At 44.3% G+C, this 20,670-nt stretch carries 15 protein-coding genes and 1 pseudogene; 15 read left to right on the forward strand and 1 reads right to left on the reverse strand.

Annotated features, from left to right (window positions below):
- Nucleotides 1-449: 449 nt before the first annotated feature.
- The 12 genes from C3V36_04920 to C3V36_04975 all read left to right on the forward strand — a co-directional run bounded on the left by C3V36_04920 (nt 450) and on the right by C3V36_04975 (nt 16,473).
- Nucleotides 450-1,799: a chromosomal replication initiator protein DnaA gene (locus C3V36_04920; GenBank protein AVM68646.1), complete on the forward strand. Its 1,350-nt coding sequence runs from the start codon at nt 450-452 to the stop codon at nt 1,797-1,799.
- Nucleotides 1,800-2,255: 456 nt separating this feature from the next.
- Nucleotides 2,256-3,368 carry a DNA polymerase III subunit beta gene (dnaN, locus tag C3V36_04925; protein ID AVM68647.1) on the forward strand — a complete coding sequence of 371 codons (1,113 nt, stop codon included), beginning with the start codon at nt 2,256-2,258 and terminating at the stop codon, nt 3,366-3,368.
- Entirely contained in the window at nt 3,369-3,620 is a 252-nt protein-coding gene (locus C3V36_04930; protein AVM70446.1) for an RNA-binding protein, read from the forward strand. It abuts the gene before it with no gap.
- The gene (locus tag C3V36_04935) at nt 3,553-4,665 is read left to right on the forward strand and encodes a DNA replication/repair protein RecF (protein ID AVM68648.1); all 1,113 of its coding nucleotides are present in this window, start codon (nt 3,553-3,555) and stop codon (nt 4,663-4,665) included. Before C3V36_04930 ends, C3V36_04935 begins: the two co-directional genes overlap by 68 nt.
- Before the next feature lie 49 nt (nt 4,666-4,714).
- Nucleotides 4,715-5,239: a hypothetical protein gene (locus C3V36_04940; protein AVM68649.1), complete on the forward strand. Its 525-nt coding sequence runs from the start codon at nt 4,715-4,717 to the stop codon at nt 5,237-5,239.
- Between the two features lie 25 nt (nt 5,240-5,264).
- A complete protein-coding gene (locus tag C3V36_04945) occupies nt 5,265-5,687 on the forward strand; it encodes a PTS N-acetylglucosamine transporter subunit IIBC (protein AVM68650.1) in 423 nt (140 codons plus the stop codon).
- A gap of 41 nt (nt 5,688-5,728) precedes the next feature.
- Nucleotides 5,729-7,726: a methyl-accepting chemotaxis protein gene (locus tag C3V36_04950; protein ID AVM68651.1), complete on the forward strand. Its 1,998-nt coding sequence runs from the start codon at nt 5,729-5,731 to the stop codon at nt 7,724-7,726.
- Between the two features lie 371 nt (nt 7,727-8,097).
- Nucleotides 8,098-10,014, forward strand: coding sequence for a DNA topoisomerase (ATP-hydrolyzing) subunit B (gene gyrB / locus C3V36_04955; GenBank protein ID AVM68652.1), 1,917 nt, complete (start codon nt 8,098-8,100; stop codon nt 10,012-10,014).
- A gap of 8 nt (nt 10,015-10,022) precedes the next feature.
- Nucleotides 10,023-12,593: a DNA gyrase subunit A gene (locus tag C3V36_04960; GenBank protein AVM68653.1), complete on the forward strand. Its 2,571-nt coding sequence runs from the start codon at nt 10,023-10,025 to the stop codon at nt 12,591-12,593.
- Between the two features lie 88 nt (nt 12,594-12,681).
- Nucleotides 12,682-13,998, forward strand: coding sequence for a hypothetical protein (locus C3V36_04965; protein AVM68654.1), 1,317 nt, complete (start codon nt 12,682-12,684; stop codon nt 13,996-13,998).
- A gap of 166 nt (nt 13,999-14,164) precedes the next feature.
- On the forward strand, nt 14,165-14,554 hold the full coding sequence (locus C3V36_04970) for a hypothetical protein (protein ID AVM68655.1): 390 nt from the start codon (nt 14,165-14,167) through the stop codon (nt 14,552-14,554).
- 146 nt (nt 14,555-14,700) lie between these two features.
- On the forward strand, nt 14,701-16,473 hold the full coding sequence (locus C3V36_04975; GenBank protein AVM68656.1) for a hypothetical protein: 1,773 nt from the start codon (nt 14,701-14,703) through the stop codon (nt 16,471-16,473).
- A 248-nt stretch (nt 16,474-16,721) separates the two neighbouring features.
- Here the strand turns inward: C3V36_04975 and C3V36_04980 are convergent, their stop codons facing one another.
- The gene (locus C3V36_04980) at nt 16,722-17,498 is read right to left on the reverse strand and encodes a conjugal transfer protein TraX (GenBank protein ID AVM68657.1); all 777 of its coding nucleotides are present in this window, start codon (nt 17,496-17,498) and stop codon (nt 16,722-16,724) included.
- Between the two features lie 795 nt (nt 17,499-18,293).
- On the opposite strand from C3V36_04980, the gene C3V36_04985 reads away from it, so the two are divergent.
- The 3 genes and pseudogenes from C3V36_04985 (at nt 18,294) to C3V36_04995 (ending at nt 20,434) form a co-directional block, all read left to right on the forward strand.
- A complete protein-coding gene (locus C3V36_04985) occupies nt 18,294-19,925 on the forward strand; it encodes a hypothetical protein (GenBank protein AVM68658.1) in 1,632 nt (543 codons plus the stop codon).
- Between the two features lie 38 nt (nt 19,926-19,963).
- Nucleotides 19,964-20,068: pseudogene (locus C3V36_04990) on the forward strand (type II toxin-antitoxin system antitoxin, RelB/DinJ family).
- Between the two features lie 90 nt (nt 20,069-20,158).
- Nucleotides 20,159-20,434, forward strand: a complete 276-nt coding sequence (locus tag C3V36_04995) for a type II toxin-antitoxin system antitoxin, RelB/DinJ family (GenBank protein AVM70447.1) — start codon at nt 20,159-20,161, stop codon at nt 20,432-20,434.
- Nucleotides 20,435-20,670 lie beyond the last annotated feature (236 nt).

Raw genomic sequence — 20,670 nt, forward strand, 5'->3', positions numbered from 1 at the left:
TTAATACTGCTATTATATAAGATAAAAAAAGTATTTGTCAATAATCCTTTGCTTGCACTTCTGCCATAGTCCGAAAGATAAATTTAATTTTTCCTGTACTTAATTGCCTGTCAGATTTTCCCCTGTGGAAAAAGAAAAGAATATATTAAATAGGAAGAAACTTTTTTTAATATTTCTTTTATCCACAAAAAAAGCCGATCATATATTCGCTTTTTGTGGATAAGTTGTGTATAACTGACCTACTGTTAAAAACCGGAAACAATTCTATATTACTTTCCATTTTCCGATTTTCAGACTAAGATATCCACAGATTTATTTTTTCGGTCGGCAGAGGTTATCATCATAATCCTCAGGCTTATCCACAAAAAAAAGGATTGAAAAGGGAGTTTAGATAGAGTATGATAGAACGTAATCAATAAAGTAATATTTCAGCAAAAGGGGGGCTTTTTATGGATAACCCAGTCATCCATAATTGGGAAAGCATACAGCAGGTATTAAAAAATGACTTTAATATCAAAGAGCAGATTTATAATGCTTTTTTAGCTGATATTTATCCGGCTGAGGTCAGCGGCGACCAAATTTTAATCGAGCTGGAAAATACCGGCCATATCAGCTTTTTGGAAAACAATTACAGCAAAATCATTCAAGTTGCCATTTCGATGGTAACGGATAAAAACTATGAAATCCGGTTTTCATTAAAAAGCAAAAAATCGGAGAATACCGCAAAGGAGTCGGTCATTTCTTCAGATTATGATAATAATGAAGATGTTTACCATTTAAATAAACGCTATACTTTTGAAAACTTTGTGGTCGGCAGCAACAATAAGTTTGCCAATGCTGCCGCCTTAGCCGTTGCCGAATTTCCATCCAGCAGCTATAACCCGCTGTTTATTTATGGCGGTGTGGGTTTGGGGAAAACCCATTTAATGCACGCGATTGCTCATTATATTTTTGAAAATCATAAGCATTTAAATGTTCTTTATGTGTCAAGCGAAACCTTTACCAATGAAATGATTCAATCCATTCACTCCAATAAAAATGAAGAGTTTCGCAGAAAATACCGCAATATTGACGTTCTTTTAGTTGACGATATTCAGTTTATTTCCGGTAAGGAAGGAACCCAGGAAGAGTTTTTCCATACCTTTAATACCTTGCATGAGGCCAAAAAACAGATTATTATCTCGTCCGACCGGCCGCCCAAAGATATTGAAACCTTAGAGGAAAGACTACGTTCCCGTTTTTCCGGTGGACTGATTGTCGATGTCCAGCCGCCGGATTTTGAAACCCGGATGGCCATTTTAAAAAACAAAACGGACTTTGATTTGATCAATATTGATGATGATGTCTTAGAATATATTGCCAATAACGTTAAATCCAATATCCGTGAATTAGAAGGAGCGGTCAATAAAATCGTTGCTTTTAATAATTACAATCATAACAGAGCCGACCGGATTACCATGGACATTGCCGAAGAAGCATTAAAAGACAGCATTATCAGCGTAGGTACCAGCCTGATCAATCCCAGCGTTATTTTAAACATTGTGGCCGAGCATTTCAGCATCAGCAATGCCGAAATTTTAAGCAAAAAAAGAAGCAAGGAAATTGTTGAACCCAGGCAAATCGTAATGTATCTTTGCCGTAAGCTGACCGATGCTTCCTATCCTGATTTGGGCAAGTTTTTTAACCGCGACCATTCCACTGTCATCAGCGGCTACGAAAAAATCTGCGCCGAACTGAAAAGCAACCGCAGCCTGCAAAAAAACATGGATATCCTGATTAAAAAAATCAATAACCGTTAGCCCTCACAGTTTTACTGTTTCCGAAAGACAGAGTAAAACTTTGTGGATAAGCAGTCAGAAAATTGTCATTTACCTGTTCATAAGCTTTTTTTTAAACAGGAAGAAAATCAGGAATAAAAAACAAGCTGTGCATAAAAAAGAATAACTTTTTATTTTATAAAGAGATTTATCCCGATGCTGCCTGCCGCTCCCGGTAAGGAGCACAGATATTTACCCACATATACACAGACCCCTACTGCGACTGCGACGATAAATCATATTCTTTTTATATTTCGGGGCTGCGCCCCAAAAGCCTGTTGATATTCGTTCTGATTTTTTCAGCAGGGAAAATTGTACTCAATTGCCATTCTTTGCAAAACTAAGATAGTCTTTTAAGTAGATCACCTTAAAAGAAGTGCAAAACACTGCAACCACAGGAACGAAACCAATTACAAAATCAACAAGAAAGGACATACCATGCGTTTTAAATGTGATAAAGATAAATTAGCCGATGGCTTAAATATTGCGCTCAAAGCCGTATCCTCCCGTTCCACTCTGCCGATTTTACAGTCTTTTTTATTAAAGTCGGCCGGGGAAACGGTGAAATGTATCGGCAATGATTTGGAAATGGGAATTGAAGCAACCGTGCCGGCAAATATTGAGGAAGAAGGCATGATTGCCGTTAATGCCCGAATGTTTTTTGAGATCGTGAAAAAAATGCCGGACGGGGAAATTACTATTTCTTCGGATTTGACAACGGTCAAGATTGTTTCCGGCCGGTCCGAGTTTAATATCAATGCCGAGGACAGCAAGGAATTTATTATGCTGCCGCAGGTTGAAAAGAAACAGGTTTTGACTTTGCCGCAGGCGACCTTAAAAAAGAAAATCGGTCAAACTATTTTTTCCATTTCTTTGGATGATAACCGCAAGGTATTGCAGGGAGAATTATTTGATATTGTCGGCGATCGCCTGAACTTAGTGGCAATTGACGGTTACCGGATCAGTATTCAGTCCTTGGAGTTAAAACAAGAATATCCGGAAAGCTCGATCATCATTCCGGGCAAGACTTTATCCGAGATTCAAAAAATATTGTCACCGGAAGAGGAAGAGCAGGTGTCGGTTTATTTTACCGATAAGCATGTTTTATTTGAAATGGATCAGACAATTGTGGTTTCCCGGATTATTGAAGGCTCTTTCCCTAAGTATATGCAAATGTTTTCCGAGGATTTTAAGACCATGGTCGAGATTGACCGGCATAAGTTCCTTTACGGCATTGAAAGAGCGGCGCTTTTAGCCAGAGAAAGCAAGAAAGCGCCGGTTAAACTGGAAATCAAAGACAGTCGCTTGATTATTACTTCCAATACCGAGCTGGGTACGGTTTACGAGGAACTGGAAATCAATCAAAGCGGCGATGATATTACCATTGCTTTTAATCCGCGCTATCTTTTGGAAGCATTAAAGGCGATTGAAGAAGAAACGGTTAACCTGCGCTTTACCATTGCTTCCAATCCTTGCATTATTCGGCCGGCACTGGCGGAGAAAAGCGAAGAATATAAATATTTAATTTTGCCGATTCGGATGGTGGATTAGATGAAGCATGAGTTTTATTTAAAAACGGATTTTATTAAACTGGGGCAGCTTCTGAAAGCGGCCGGAATTACCGATTCCGGCGCGCTCGCCAAGGAGTGGATAAGGCAGGGCAGCGTTACTGTCGGCGGACAGGAGGAAACAAGGCCCGGCCGAAAGATTTATCCCGGCGATATCATTTTTGTCGATGGGCAGGAAATGGAAGAAATATATGTATTTAAGGGAACTGAAACTGAAGTCTTTTCGGAATTATGATGATTTGGTTTTGCCGTTTGCGCCGGGCATCAATATTTTTTATGGAGAAAATGCGCAGGGGAAAACCAATATCTTGGAGGCGATTTATCTGGCGGCAACCAGTAAGTCGCATCGAACCAATTTTTATCGGGAAATGATTCAAAAAGGGCAGGAGTTTGCCCATATTTCTCTGCAAATTCAGGGTGAGTACCGTTCGGAAAAAATAGATATTCATATCGGCCAAAATAAGCGGAGTATTTTTATCGGGCAGGCGCCGGTTCGCAAGTTGGAAGAGCTGTTGGGGAATTTGTATTTAGTTATGTTTTCACCGGAGGACTTGGAGATTGTCAAGGGCGGCCCGGCTGTCCGGCGGCGGTTTATTGATTTGGAACTAAGTCAAATCAATCCGTATTATTATTATCAACTCCGCCGCTATCATCGATTGCTCAAGCAGCGCAATACTTTGTTAAAAAACTTTCAAAAGAGCAGTCCCGATTTATCGGAAATTTCGGTTTGGGATGAGGAGCTGGCAAGGGCCGGCAGTGAAATTATCCGCCTTCGGCGCGAGTTTATCAGGCAGTTAGCTGAGATTTACAGGAAAAGACATTCTCAGATTTCCGGCGGCCGGGAAGAGGTTTTGCTGGTGTATGAAAATAATGTGGCTGAGGAGCAATTTTTAGATAAATTAAAAAGCCGGCTGAAAAAGGATTTGCAGCTGGGCAGCACCTATTACGGACCGCATAAGGATGATATTTTGTTTTCCCTGGGGGAAATGGATTTGCGGATTTACGGTTCGCAGGGACAGTGCCGGACGGCGGCTCTGTCGCTGAAGCTGTCGGAAATTGATTTAATCCGGCAAAATAAAAATACTGCGCCGGTACTACTGTTAGATGATGTTTTGTCGGAACTGGACGATTCCCGGCAAAAAAAGCTGATTGAAAACTTAAAGGAGATTCAGGTGCTGTTAACCTGCACCGGAGTAGAGGATTTTTTGCGGCAGAATTTAAAGGCAGACGCTTTGTTTCGGATTGAAAAGGGGCAGGTTTTTCCGCAGGATAAGATGTAAAGTGAGAAAGTTGAGTTATTAAGCAGAAAAAGATGGGAGTAAATAAAGTATGGAACAGGAATGTTTGCGGATATTAGGTTTTTCTGCCCGACCCTCGGAAAAGGAATTGAAAAGCGCTTATAAGAGGCTGATTAAGCAGTATCATCCCGATGTGACCGGTGGTGAAACCAGTCCGGAATATACGAAGGTTGATACGGCGTATAAGTATTTAACCGGTAAAATTAATTACCAGCAGGCAGAGGCAATTTTGTTCCCGGAGAAAAAGAATCAAAGAACGACCGAGTATCGGCGTGCCTATGATTCGGCTGCCGGACAGACATCTTTTGAAGATGAGTTTTTCCGGAACTTTTATCAGCAGCATTCGGAGGAGTTTGATGAAAACGGTTATTACCGGCATCGGTACTATACCTATGATCTTTCTTTTCTGAAATATGTGCCTTTGATTTTGCTGCTTATTTTTATTATCGTGATGGTGCTTTTTTTCAGTTTTTTACGTTTTTTATTTACGCCGCTGGGCTTTGTGCTGCTGGCCGGATATTTGATTTGGCGGGTGTTTTTAAGAAAAACAAGGTAGTTTTGTCACAAAAGGAGAAGGTTTTATGAGAAAAATATTGGTGGTTTCACATTCTAAATTGGCGCAGGGGTTTACAGCGGCAATGGATTTAATTTGCGGCTGCGGAAATAAAGTTGATTTTATCAATGCTTATGTGGATAATACGCCTTTATCCGAGCAGCTTAAAAGTTATTTTTCAAAATTAGATCCTGAAGCTGAAAAAATTGTTTTGACGGATTTGGCTTTTGGCAGCCCCAATAATGAATGTACGCCATATATTAAAACGCATGGGATTAAATTGATCAGCGGTATTAATCTGGCTTTGCTTTTGGCGATTGTGATGGAAGATGAGAGTACGGCGTTTAGTGATGACAATATAGAGCGACTGATTCAAGATGCCAGGGATGGAATTTGTTATATCAATAAAAAGTTAGAAGAAAATTCATATACGGATGATTTGGATTTTTAATAAGCAACTAAATTTTGATTTAATGAAAAAGAGAGGATATCATGGAAGCTAAGATAAAAACGCGAAGTGTGGGTTTAAAGATGATTTTAGCTTTTACACTGGCAATGCTTATAGTAATGTCGGCTATGGGTTTTTTGCTTTTCAGTGTATTCGGAACAACGAATCGAACTTCAATCGCAAACAGTTCGGTTGAGGTTCAAAAACAGGTTGCGCATTCGATCAAAGGTTTTATTGAGCGTTATACCTATGCCATCAAACTGTCCTGCGACGCGGATGTGATAAAAAATTCAAAGCGGTTGACAGAAGATACAGAGCCAATTTATGAACATTTAAACTCTTTTGCGACCAGCTTTGAAGGAATCCTGTCTTATTATTATGGTCGAAATGACGGGATGACCTTTAAGGAAACTGACAGAAGCGTTCCTGAGGGGTATGACCCCAGAAAGCGGCCTTGGTATATCGCCGCGGAAAAGAAAAATGGGCTGGTAATAAGCGATCCCTATATCGATGCGTTTACGGGAGAGCTTGTCGTTACAGTTTCAGCGCCGGTGAAAGGCAGTGACGGTAAGCTGGCCGGTGTTATGGCTGCGGATATAACGATAGCTACTGTTATGAAGCAGGTGGACTCAGTAACGATCGGTGAAAAGGGGATCATTAAATTGGTGGATTCGGAGCTTAATCTTGTAGCCACCAATAGCGATCCATATAAGAATGAATTTGGCAGCGAGCAGGTAAAAAATATTCTTTCACAAAAAAAATCGGAACTGGTTTCTTATACTTTTAACGGTGAAAAAAAGTATATGGCGGTAGTGGAAGTTCCGGAAACAGGCTGGTTTGTGGTCAGTATCATTCCGCAGGCGGAGCTGGAGAGAGGTCTGGGCAGTCTTGCAATCATTATAATTCTAATAACTCTTGCTGCGATTGTTCTTTTGGCCGCTATTATTATGATGATAAGCCGGAAAATAATAGAAAAACCGATTAAACAAATAATCCGGTCGTTCGAGACGGATGCAAGCGGAAGGATAAGCCTGACGGAAGTTGACTTAAAACAAAATGATGAACTTAAGATGCTGGCAAATGCGTTAAATGCTTTTGCCGAGCAATTAAAGGATACCATAGGGCGGATCGCGGAAACTTCCACAGAAGTGGCAAATACTTCAAAGAAGCTGAGGGATAAGGCTGAGGGCGGAAAAAAGACTACGGAAAATATAACGAAATCAATAGTAGATTTGGCAGAAGCTTCCAATAATTCGGCAACACAGACTGAAAGCGGGTTGTCAAAGATGATTAAGCTCGGCAATCGGGTTCAGGAAAATGAAGACCTGGCGGAGGATGTCGGCGGTTCTGTCAATGAAACAAAGATTGCCATAAGCGATGGTAAAAAGGTGATATTGAATCTTTCAAAGTCTTCGGATGAATCGCATTCGGCGATTATGGATATCTATGGCATAGTGAAATCGACAGCCGAACAGTCAAGGGATATTATTTCTGCAAATGAGATTATACGTTCCATCGCGGAACAAACGAATTTGCTGGCACTTAATGCTTCCATCGAGGCGGCAAGAGCCGGAGAGGCAGGCAAGGGCTTTGCAGTGGTTGCCGAAGAAATCAGAAAACTGGCCGAACAGTCCTCAAAATCGGCGGATGATATCCACAAGGTAGTTGATGAATTGGTAAGCAGTGCTAACTTTGCCGTTTCAAAGATGACAGATACCTTGGAGATAGTGAATGAGCAGCAGGGGAATGTACAAAATATAGAAGAAAAGTATATATTAATTGAGAATTCGATGAATAAGGTTGATCAGGTTCTTGTAAAACTGGGCATGTCCTTTACTGATATGAGATTGCTTAAGGAAGAGGTAATGCAAATATTTGAAAATCTGGCGGCCATAACCGAGGAAACGGCGGCGCTGGCGCAGGTGACTTCGCAGGGAGCCGACGAGCAGAACGCCAGCATTCAGGATTTTGCTGATGCGGCGGATGAGCTTTTTGCGATGGCGGACTCACTGAAAGGCGAGATCAGCAGATTTTCGGTGTAAAAGTTCAGGCAGCGAAATTAGATATGCCGTATCAGACACTGATTAACTTATATTTATTGGATTGTGTCAATAACAAAAGAGAACTGCGGATGACATGGGAATAAATATAGTATTATATATTACATTCTCATTACAAATCGGCGGAAATGATAAAAATAAGAAAAAAGCTTTATTTTAAAGCTTTTTTTAATTTGCATTTTTTGCAAAAAGGGCTTATAATAAAGAATAGTGTGAAGATGGGGGAGTTTGTTCTTTCCTATTTATTGTCAGAAAGTTTTGCGGATTTTCTGCAATGATATTTGATAAGATAAGATTATACAAAAGGCGATTGGTTTGAATACAGAGTTCCGGCCGGTCAGTTTGGAGGACACATGGATCAGGAAAAGGATCATTTGGAATATTCAGAAAAACAGATACAGATTTTGGAGGGCTTGGAAGCGGTGCGCAAGCGCCCCGGTATGTATATCGGCAGTACTTCCGCCAGGGGGCTCCATCATTTGGTGTATGAGATTGTCGATAATGCCGTTGATGAGGCGCTGGCCGGCAGGTGCAGTCATATTTTAACCCAGATTTTGCCGGATAATTCGATTCAGGTCAGGGATGACGGCTACGGGATTCCGACCGGTATTCATGAGCAAAAGGGGATATCGGCGGTAGAAGTGGTTTTCACCATTTTGCACGCCGGCGGCAAGTTCGGCGGCGGCGGATATAAGGTATCGGGCGGACTGCACGGCGTGGGCGCCTCCGTCGTCAATGCTTTGTCGGAATGGCTGGAAGTGACGGTTTATCAGGACGGCAAGGTTTATTTTCAGCGCTATGAGCGGGGCATTCCGCAAGCCCCTTTAACAGTGATTGGCGAAACGACGGAACGAGGAACTTTGGTTCACTTTAAGCCCGATCCTTTGATTTTTGAAGAGTTGGTATTTGAATACGATACCCTCAGGAATCGCTTACAGGAAATGGCCTTTTTAACCAAGGGTCTGTCGATTACCATTGAAGATTTGCGGCCGGAGCATGAAAAAACGGAGAACTTTCAGTATAAGGGCGGTATCAAGGAATTTGTTGCTTACCGCAACCGCAATAAAGAAAAGCAGTACGAAGAAATTTTTTACTGCGAGGATGTCCGCGACAATGTGTCGGTCGAGATTGCTTTTCAGCATAACGATACCTATGTGGAAAATATTTTTACTTTTGTTAATAATATAACAACACCGGAGGGCGGCACCCATTTAAGCGGTTTCCGCTCGGCTCTGACCAAGACGATGAATGATTATGCCCGTAAAAACAAGCTGCTCAAGGACAATGAGGAAAACCTGACGGGTGAGGATTTACGCGAGGGTATGACGGCGGTTATCAGCGTGAAGCTGGAAAATCCGCAGTTTGAAGGCCAGACCAAGCAAAAGCTGGGTAACAGTGAAGCCCGGACGGCGGTGGAATCGGTGGCTGGCGAGTATTTGACTTATTTTTTGGAAGAAAATCCGCGTGTGGCCAAAATCATTATCAATAAATCGGTTCAGGCGGCCAGAGCCAGAGAAGCGGCCAGAAAGGCCAGAGATTTAGCCAGAAGAAAAACGGCAATGGAGTCCAATTCCCTGCCCGGCAAGTTAGCGGATTGCTCGGAAAAAGACCCGTCCTTATCCGAGATTTTTATCGTTGAGGGCGACAGTGCCGGCGGTTCGGCCAAATCGGCCAGAGACCGGAAAACGCAGGCAATTCTGCCTCTGCGCGGCAAGATTTTAAATGTGGAAAAAGCAAGACTTGATAAAATCTTGGGCAATAATGAAATCAAGGCAATGATTACCGCTTTTGGCGCAGGTATCAGTCAGGATTTTGACCGGGAAAAGCTGCGCTATCATAAAATTATCATTATGACCGATGCCGATGTTGACGGTGCGCATATCCGGACTTTGCTGCTGACTTTCTTTTACCGCTATATGCCGGAGCTGATTGAAAACGGCAATGTCTATATTGCGCAGCCGCCGCTGTACCGGGTAACGAAAAATAAGAAATCGGAATATGTTTATGACGATAAGGCCCTGGAGAAGCATTTGGCGATCATCGGCCGGGAAGGAATCGAACTTCAGCGCTACAAAGGTTTAGGTGAAATGGATACCGACCAGCTGTGGGAAACGACGATGAATCCGGAAAAGCGGATTTTGCTCAAGGTTGAGTTAGAGGATGCGGCCGGAGCCGATGAGATTTTTACGACCTTAATGGGCGATAAGGTCGAGCCGCGGCGTGAGTTTATCGAGGCGCATGCCAAGCATGTGACGAATTTGGATATTTAGGAGGAAACATGGACGAAAAGAATCTTGACAGGATTATACCCATTGACCTGCAGGGGGAAATGAAAAAGTCATATATTGATTATGCCATGAGCGTCATTGCCGCTCGGGCGCTGCCCGATGTCAGGGACGGTTTAAAACCGGTACAGCGCCGAATCCTTTATTCCATGGCCGAGCTTGGAGTTACGCCTGATAAGCCTTACCGTAAATCCGCCCGTATCGTCGGTGATACCATGGGTAAATATCATCCGCACGGCGACAGCTCGATTTATGATGCGATGGCCAGAATGGCGCAGGATTTTTCCATTCGCTATATGCTGGTGGACGGCCACGGTAACTTTGGCAGTGTTGACGGCGACAGTCCGGCGGCCATGCGTTATACCGAAGCCCGTTTATCGAAGATCAGTATGGAGATGCTGGCCGATATCAATAAAGATACCGTTGATTTCGGGCCGAACTTTGACGAGTCCTTACAGCAGCCGCTGGTGCTGCCGGCCCGTTTTCCCAATCTTTTGGTCAACGGCGTAAACGGCATTGCCGTCGGTATGGCGACCAATATCCCGCCGCACAATATCGGCGAGGTGATTGATGCGGTGGTAAAAATCATTGATAATAAAGTAATTGATCAGGATACGGAGATTGACGATTTGTTAAAAATCGTCAAAGGCCCGGATTTTCCGACCTATGGCCGGATTTTGGGCAAATCCGGAATTAAAAGGGCATATCGCACCGGCCGGGGAAAAATCTTGGTTCGGGCCAAAGCTGATATTGAAACCTATGCCGGCAATAAGCAGCGGATTTTGGTGACCGAGCTCCCCTATCAGGTCAATAAGGCCAGATTGATTATGAAAATCGCAGAGCTGGTCAAGGAAAAAAAGATTGAGGGTATTGCTGATTTGCGCGATGAATCCGGCCGCAGCGGTATGCGGATTGTGATTGAATTAAAGCGCGACGCCAACGCCAATATTGTTTTAAATAAGCTGTATAAGCATACCTCAATGCAGGAAACCTTTGGTTTTAATATGCTGGCGCTGGTGGACAATGAGCCGAAAATTTTAAACTTAAAGGAAATGCTGACGCATTATTTGGCGCATCAGGAGGATGTCGTTACCCGGCGGACCAAGTATGACCTGAAAAAGGCGGAGGAAAGAGCTCATATTTTAGAGGGCTTATTAAAAGCGCTGGACGTAATTGAAGAAGTCATCGCCCTGATTCGGGCCTCGAAAAACGTAGCCGAGGCCAAAACCGGCTTAATGGAAAAGTTTGCCTTTACCGAAGTGCAGGCGCAGGCGATTGTGGATATGCGGCTGCGGGCTTTGACGGGTCTGGAAAGAGAAAAGCTGGTCAAAGAACTGGAAGAACTGCATGCTTTAATTACCAGATTAAAGGCAATTTTGGCTGATGAAAAGCTGCTCTTGGGCGTAATCCGGGAAGAACTGACGGTCATTCGGGAAAAATATCAGGATCCCCGCCGGACAGTCATTACCTATGACGAGGGCGAAATCAATCTTGAGGACTTGATTAAGGATGAACTGGCTGCGATTACGATGACCCATTTGGGTTATATTAAACGGATGCCGATTTCGGTTTATAAAAATCAGCATCGCGGCGGCAAGGGGATGAAGGGCGTATCGACCCGCGAAGAAGATTTTGTGGAGGATATCTTTATCGCCGCAACCCACAGCTATCTCTTTTTCTTTACCAATAAGGGCAAGGTTTATCGCCTGAAGACCTATGAGGTTCCGGAAAGCAGCCGGACGGCACGGGGAACGGCTTTGGTTAATCTTTTGCAGTTGGGGCCGGATGAGAAGATTACGGCGGTTGTGCCGATTCGCGAATACAAAGAAGATAATTATCTGGTGATGGCCACCAAAAAGGGAATGCTCAAGAAAACTTCACTGGATGAATATGCCAATATCCGCAGCAATGGCCTGCAAGCCATCAATTTGCGGGAGGACGATGATTTGATCGAGGTCAAGCTGACCAACGGTCAGGCTGAGATTTTCCTTGGCACCAAAATGGGGCAGTGTATTCGCTTTAGCGAAAGTCATATTCGCAGCGTTGGCCGGAACTCGATCGGCGTGCGCGGTATGAGCCTGAATCCGGAAGATGAAGTGATCGGTATGCAGCTCCTGTCGCAGGGCAAATACATTTTAACCGTATCGGAGAAAGGCTTGGGCAAACGGACAGATATGGCCGAGTTTACCCTGCAAAACCGGGGCGGCAAGGGTCTGAAGTTTTATAAGATTACCGAAAAAACCGGCTGCGTGATCGGCATGAAGGCGGTTGACGAAGACAATGAGCTGATTTTGATTACAAATGAAGGCATTGTCATTCGGATTAATGTATCGGATATTTCTGAGCTGAGCCGGATTACTTCCGGGGTCAAACTGATGGATTTGGACGCGGGGATTTTCATTGCCGGCATCGCCAGATTAAAGGCTTTGGAGGAAATCAGCGAAGAAATCGAGGAAAGCGAAGACGAAATGTTGGAATCGGACGAGGATTTTGACGATATTTCCGAGGCCGATGATGACTGGGAAGAAGACTTAGAGGACGCAGACGAGGATCTGGAAGAATAAGCGGCCGCGGCGGATTGCCAGGCAAAGCCTTGAATGGCAGAGCCTGGGATAGGCAAGCGCCGGGAAAAATGACAGAAAGGAGGCAAGGATGAAGCATTTATCAAGATGGATTGTTATGATTTTACTGCTGGCGGCATTTTCCGGGTATTGCAGCGCGTCTGCCGTGGACCGGGAAGCCATTCGCTCGATTCAGGAATTAAACCAGATCCGCAATGCCGAGTCTTTGCCGCCTCTGTTAGCCAATGACAAATTGGAAGAAGCGGCTGCCACTCATAACCGCTATATGAATTACGGCAATGTCCTGTCCTCGATCGAGGAAGCCGGCAAGACTTATTACCGGGGCCGCTATCCGTGGGATCGGGCGGCCTATGCCGGATATGACAAAGGTTATATCACGGAGATGATTGGCAAGGATTTTAATAATTTCAGTCAGGGCTGGAAAAAGTTTATGGGCGACCCGTATCTGCGCTACCAGCTGCTTAGCCCGAATTATACCGATGTGGGAATGGATCGGTATTTGGATTATTCGACCTATCTGTTAGGCGGCACTCAAACAGACAGTGTTTACGAGGTGATTTATCCCTATCATCAGCAGACCAATATTCCGGTCAACAATTTATACTATTTTGCCAAAAATCCCTATGAGCAGGCGCAAAGATACGGTTATCAGGGCTTTCCGCTGACGTATACCTATTATGGGGATAAGAAGGTGGAGCGGTTTGAAATTGAAAGCATTTCCTTAGTTCGGCTGAATACTTATCAGAATGTGCCGCTGACTTATTTGACCGATCAGCTGAATAATACGATTATTATTCTGCCGCTGGCAACGTTTGAGCACTTTTCCAGTTATGAGTTTAAGCTGAAAATGAACATGATTTTTACCGGCGGCAAAGTCCAGACGGTTAACCGGGTAACGCGGTTTACGACCGAAAGTTTGGAGGGTAATAAGAAACCGGAAAATGTCCGTTATCTGACTCGGGTCGAGTTTCTGAAAAAATTATTGCAGAGCCTGAAATATGAGACCAAAACCAATTTGGGTATTATTTTTAAGGATGTTAATCCGTCTTCTGCCGATTATAAGTATATTTATACTGCGTATGCGGAAAATCTGGTACAGGGTACGCCCAGCGGCGAGTTTTTGCCCAACGCCAATATCCGTGAGCAGGACGTTTATGTAATCCTGATTCGTGCCTATGAAAAGAAAAAGCGGCCGATTTTGCTGACTTTGCAGGACTCGCTTTCATTTCGAAATGATATCAAAGACGAATATGTGGTTGACCCGCTGCGCAAGGCCGTTAAAATCGGTTTAATTGATGCCGGCCGCCGCAGTTTTGATCCCAATCATTATTTGTCGGTGGCGGAGTTTGACCAGATTTTAAAGCGATTTGAGGAAGTTATACGCTAAGCCGCGTTCCCACGCAGTATAAGCGCAAAATATTCGACCGGATTCCAAATCAGCGGAAACCCGCCGGCAAAAACTTTGAATAAAAAACAAGCTAAAAACCCGAAAAAATATTGAATTTCTCATATTTTTTCGGGTTTTTGTGTGCTGCGCGTTTTTAAGGGGAAAAGTGCCGAATCCGCCGGCGGCGGAAGGGCGCAGCCGAACGCCGGATCAGGAATATAAGCGGCAACTTGGGATAATCCCATATCGGCAAAAGCTTAATATTTTTGGCATAAAATATGCCGGAATTTTGGCATGGCCATTTCGGCATAGCCGGTTGCATCGGCTGCCGCCGCAGGCTAAAATGAAAATATACAGACAAGGAGCGGCAATATGCGGATTTTCAGTAAAAGAGGATTTAAGCAATGCGGGCGGACAGATCCCGGATGCGGGAGGGAGGTGGAGTTTTTCACGAGATGCGGAAAACGGAGTTGGCGGGGGATTCATAGCGAAGGCGGAAAGAAGGAAAGACGGGAAAAACAAAAAGCAACAGGACGATGATCGCTCGGAAGTTTGAGTGAGGCCGGTGAAACTCCGGCCGGAGGGGAAAAGGAAATAGTAGCGGCGAAATAGAAAAAAGCAGGCGGAGCAAAAGGAACTTTTAACAACAGATTAGGATAATATGTCCGAGGATTTACTTAATCATGAAGGAGGTCAATCAATATGACTATCAGAAAAAAGCTTTTGGCAATCGTGCTTTCAATAGCAATGCTGTGCGGCCTGATGCCGGGCATGGCGCTGGCGGCAGAAAATGGTGAAAATCTGCTGCAAAATCCCAGCTTTGAAGACGGATTGTCCGGTTGGACAAATCCGGATAATGCATGGGTAGCAATACCGAATGTGCCAGGTTATTCGGAGCATAGTGCTGTTCATGGAAAATATTTCGTATGGGTTCCAAAGGCAGAGGGAAAAGATACTATTTGCGTATATCAGGATGTTGCGCTGAACGGACATAATCCCGGTGAAGTTCTGGAGCTAAGCACGCAAACCCGCAATTGGGATCAAACTCCTAGAGATGAGAGTAAAATAGTTCTGAAATTTTTAGATGCTGCCGGTAATGTTTTAAAGGAATATAGCCAGCAAGACAGTAATACTAAATGGCACAAATTAACGGTTTCGGGACCGTTGCCCGGCGGCGCTGTAAAAGCTCGTGCTGAGTTATGGGCAATAAGGCATACGGTGGATGCAGATGCATATTATGACGATGTTTCTTTAAAGGTTTTAGGAGGCACTGTGCCTGTCATAAATAATCAGGTTACCCCAAGCAGCAGCTGGTCCGGTACATGGAGCGCAAAAGGAGTAAGCGGTACAACAAACGATTTGGATTTAAATGATGCTTTTTATATCGAGCAAGAGGGAGAAGTTGTTTATATTACGTATTACAGCAGTGCGGAATCTAATACTGTTTACGGAAATATGAAAGGAAAAATCAATTCCGACGGCAGCATTACAGGATTAAACTGGTTTGGTGAAAATACAGGACAGCCTGATGTGACCGTCAGTATTACAAGAAGCGGTAATACAATGAAAATTATACGGACATATCCTAACGGCAGCCAACGCGATATTTTAGCAGCAGAGAAAATTGCCGACAGCTATCCGAAGGATAAAATTTTTACCGGCAACAAGAATGCCATTCTGGGAAATACAACAGAGCAGCCGGCTAATAATACAGTACCTACTCCCGACAATGCCGTACCGGTTACAGTTACCGGCGGAAAGAACCAAGCAACGACCTCCGTATTTAACGGAGTAACGGGCGTAACGGTCAGCTTTAGGACAAGCGGTGTTATCGGCTATAGGCTGTACCGGTCAGAAAGCGCCGGCAGCCTGGGGATATCGGTAACGGATTTTTATATCACAGCCAATAACTTTACCGATGTAAATGTAGAGCCGAACACAACCTACTATTATACTTTAAAAGAAGTGCTGGCCGAGGCTGATCCGTTAAATGGAAAGAGAGAGCAGATTGGCGACGTGCTCGCTACCTGGACGGTTAAGACAGCGGGAACGGTAGGACATGGCTTTGCCGATACATCAAAGACTCGTCATTTCATCATGCTGAAGATTGATGATCCGAAGATGAGCGTGGACGGAGAGGCGAAGGAAGTCGATCCGGGCAGAGGAACGGCGCCGATAATTTTAAGAGGACGGACAATGGTGCCGATCCGCTCGATAGTTGAAGCCATGGGAGGAAATGTAGGCTGGGATCAGGGAAGCAGAGAGGTTTCGCTCAAGGTCAGCAGCATTGATGTCAGAATGTGGGTGGACAAGAACGAGCTGACCAAGAATTCTACTAAGAGTAAGATCGATGTTGCGCCGAGCATAATCAACAACAGAACCTTCGTGCCGCTGCGATTCGGCACCGAAAATCTGGATTGTCAGGTTGACTGGATCAATTCCACGAAGTCGATCGTCATAGTTTGGAGCGAATAAATACTTACCTTTTTAAGCAATGCTCGCTCGGAAGCTTGAGTGATCCGGCCGCCGAAACTCCGGACGGAGGGGAAAAGGAAATAGTAGTTTGGAGCGAATAAATACTTCCTTTTTTAAGCAATGCTCGCTTGGAAGCTTGAGTGAGACCGGTGAAGCTCCGGCCGGAGGGGAAAGGAAATACAAGTAATCGGGTGCAAATGATTCGTTAAGGCTCTGCCTTTTGGCAGAGCCTTAATTTTTGTATGCCGTTACGCCGCCAGCAGCCGAATCAAGCCGATAATCACTAAATGCGCCGGATAAAAGATATAAAATCCCCATTTGACGAGTTTACTTTGCTTTCCGTTTGCGCTGGGCTGCCCGTTATAAAACATCAGCAGAAAAAAGGGAATCAAAAAGCCTAAGCTGATATAATTATCGGCGGAGCAATAGTAATCAAGCGTAAACTTTTTCTCATAAATCCACGACCAGAAGGGATGAGTAAAGAAAGACAAAACATCAAAATCAAACAGCGCAATTAGAAAATATCCGGCTAATTGATTTTTTAGACTGCCATAGAAAAAATCAAAAACAAGGATGAGAATAACGCCGGTCGTGCCGTAATCAGCCGGCAAGCTAAACAGGATTAAAAGATAAATAACCGCGATTTTTAAAAAGATATTTTTAATCTTTCGTCTGGCGCAGACCGCCAAAACGCCGAATAAAATGGTAAAGATAACATTCAGGCGCAAGGGGTTAAAGTGGTCAGACCAAGCATACATAAAGGGCAGGTAGCTGATCAGGGCAAAGAGCAGCAGGCGTAGCAGGTATTTTTTTAAATTTTTAGTATGATGATAGCCCTCCACCGCAGCAAAAAACATAATCGGCCCGGTGATCCGGCCAATCAAATCCATAACCGTATATAAAAAAACATGTTCGCCGTCGTCAAGAAAAGCAAGAGCGATATGGTCAATCAGCATGGCGGCAATGGCAATGTATTTTAAAGCGCTGATTGACAATCCGGTTTTGACGTTGGTTTGTTCGTTCATTGTAAGCTGGTCTCCTTTTTAGCCAGAGGATGATGGAGAAATGCAAGGCAAAGTCCACGTGGAAGAGTTTAGAAAAACCTACCAATTTATGCTATGTTTATGCTATAATAGACACGTCGTCGATAACCTTTGACCAATAGGGAGGAGGTGAAAAAAATATGGACGACGTGATAATTACTATTTTAGTCTCTGTACTATCCGATATTTTATCATATTATGTGATTAAATGGCTGGATAAAGATGACTAAGCAAAAGGGCAAGCGCGCCAATCGCTTGCCCTTTTTGTCATCAAAAAATATAAACGACATTGTGATAATCACTTTTTACACTTATACTATACCATTTGCTCCGGCTTTTTGTCAAGGAAAAAATCAGGAGAATACAGCAGCATAGATATAAAATTCCCATTTGACGAGTTTACTTTGCTTTCCGTTTGCGCAGGGCTGCCCGTTATAAAACATCAGCAGAAAAAAGGAAATCAGATAGCCCAAGCTGATATCATCATAAGCAGGGTAGTCAAGCGTAAACTTTTCCATGGAAACCCACGACCAAAAAGGATGAATTATGAAAATGTGCTAAAATTTTTCACGAATTCGGCGTTTGTTTCTTGATATCGCATGATAAAATGGATATAATATAAATAAGCGGCCAGAACAGGGGGAACATGTTCAAAAAGAATTTTAATTCGGCCGAATTAAATCAGAAGCGGGATATAATTTTTTACATTACTGCCTAAGCGCTAAAAATTCTAATAGGGTGTTAAAAAATAAAAAATAGAGCGGAGGAGAGTATCGTATGGGCAGAGAAATATTAAATATTGCTTGTCCGCAGTGCGGAGCGCCGGCCAAGTTTGACATTGTTCGGCAGATTTACCGGTGCGGCTATTGCGGCGGGCAGGTGGCGGTCGAGAACGTTCGCCGGCAAAAGGCGGAGTTTCAGTGGCAGCAAAGCCAAAGAGTCATGCAGTCAGCGAGGAGCTTTCCGATGGCGACCGCTTCCTGCACCGGCTGCGGGGCGACACTGGTATTTGAGAAAAATGAAGCGCTGTCGACCTGTGCTTTTTGTGGCCGGAGTTTAGTCCGGAAGGACTATGTTTATGACAACCGAATGCCGCAGAATATCATTCCGTTTGCCATCACCAAGGAAGAAGCGGTGCAGCTTTTGCTCGGCTGGTGCGATCAGAATCCAAAGAGGCCCGAAGCCGAGCATCTGCGGGGAAGGATAGCCGAGCTAAAGGGATATTACCTGCCCTATGAAATGGTGCATGGCCCGGTTCGCTGTCGGGTGAATAAAAAAGGAGAAACCGCCGCTTATGAAGCCGGCGGCTATTTGAACGATGAATTTGTCAACTGGTCCGCGCAGCTGGATAACTTGGTTTTAGACTGTATGGAGCCGTATGACCTGAATGCTCTCCGCGAATTTGATTTTTCCTATGCTGCCGGTCAGCGGATCAAAATCGCCGATATCAACGGAGCGGAAGCACAGCAGCGGCTTAACTCGGAAACCGCTGAAAATTACCGGGGCGGCATGGAAAAAATCTGGGGAACAAAAGATATCGACATTCTCGCCCAGGTTGATCCGGTGGTTAAAATTCCGGTGCTGCTGCCGGTGTATTACATCACTGACGGAAATGTGCATGCCGCCGTCAACGGGCAAACCGGTAAGGTTAGCGTGCGTGCCGAAAAAGAGACAAAATATATTGCCTTTCCGTGGTGGATGAAGGGTCTGTTGGTGCTGCTTGTCACCTGCGCTGCGCTTTATTCGGCTATTCTTTTGGGCAGTAAAGAGCCGGGAACGGCGCTGACAATAACCGGCATGGTGGCCTTTCTGTATGTAATTATATTTGCCGCCATGTTTGACGGCGCCAATAACCGGTTCAGCGTTATCAGGTATTGGGATATCTTTTCCTCCGGTGAGCAGACGTACCGGCGGGAGCGGGGAAAACTGATCCTGCGGGAAGATATTATCAAGCGCAAGATTGAAGCGCCGGTATTTAAGCACGTCTTAGACGGCAGAGAGTGGGTGGTCACCTATACCTTTCGTTCTGTGGCCAGAACCCTGCGCATGATTTTGCTGGGGCTTACTGCCATCTTTTTTCCGGTCATGATTGCTTTATTGGTCAATGGTTTTGATTTTTCCAGACTTTATCTTCAGGGATCGGCCGTTTGGTTCTGTATTGCGGTGCCGCTTGTGCCGATTATTTTTATCAAATACGGCATTCAATCGTTGTATGAATCGCCCCTGATTTATATTATATCCGAAAATGGAAAGAAAAGGCGTTACCGGAAAAAGAGCGGCATAAAAGGAAAGGATGTCTTAAACTTTACCAAGGAAGCTCTGTTTTCCGCTCCGATTTGTTTTTTGACTTGGTTTGCAGTCTTCGTGTTTGTTATGACCATATACTTTACCGCGTTTGGGATGGAGTAGGGTTAGGGGGGAATTTGGCAGGTTTAAAAAATGAAACCGCTGCTCGGGCAGGCGGTTTTCCTTTTGATGTTCGTTTGGAACGTCCTAATCAGGAAACGATAGCGACAATGCTCGAAGCAGAGCGGCTTGCCCGAGATCCGAATGGAAGGTTGGTAAAATTTTTGAAGGTTGTTGCTATTGCATGGCAAAACATGTATAATATAAGTGCAATAGCATGGAAAGGGGTGGATAATATGGCTGCAACAACTAATTTCAGCGTCCGCATGAATAGTGAAATTAAAGAACAATGCGAAGCCCTGTATGGTGAATTGGGTATAAATCTTACGACGGCTATCAATGTGTTTCTTCGGCAATCGCTCCGGGCAGGCGGTTTTCCTTTTGATGTTCGTTTGGAACGTCCTAATCAGGAAACGATAGCGGCAATGCTCGAAGCAGAGCGGCTGGTCCGAGATCCGGCAGCAAAACGGTATTCAAATGTTGAAGATGCACTGAAGGCGTTGAAAGAATGAGAAACTTGGATATTGTCTGGTCCTGCCTCTCGATGTAGACGGATTGCTCGCCGGGGCCGAGTTAAAACACGCTTCAAGTTTATGGGCGGAGATTTTCTAAATGAGCAAACTTTATGCTCGGCCGCCGGAAAGGAATAGGCTGCTGTGTGGAATTGGCGTAAGGGTCGAACGGAAATGCTGCGCATTTCCTGCCTCTCGATGTAGACGGATTGCTCGCCGGGGCCGAGTTAAAACAC

The organism is Lachnospiraceae bacterium oral taxon 500, from assembly GCA_002999035.1.
Taxonomy (GTDB): domain Bacteria; phylum Bacillota; class Clostridia; order Lachnospirales; family Vallitaleaceae; genus W11650.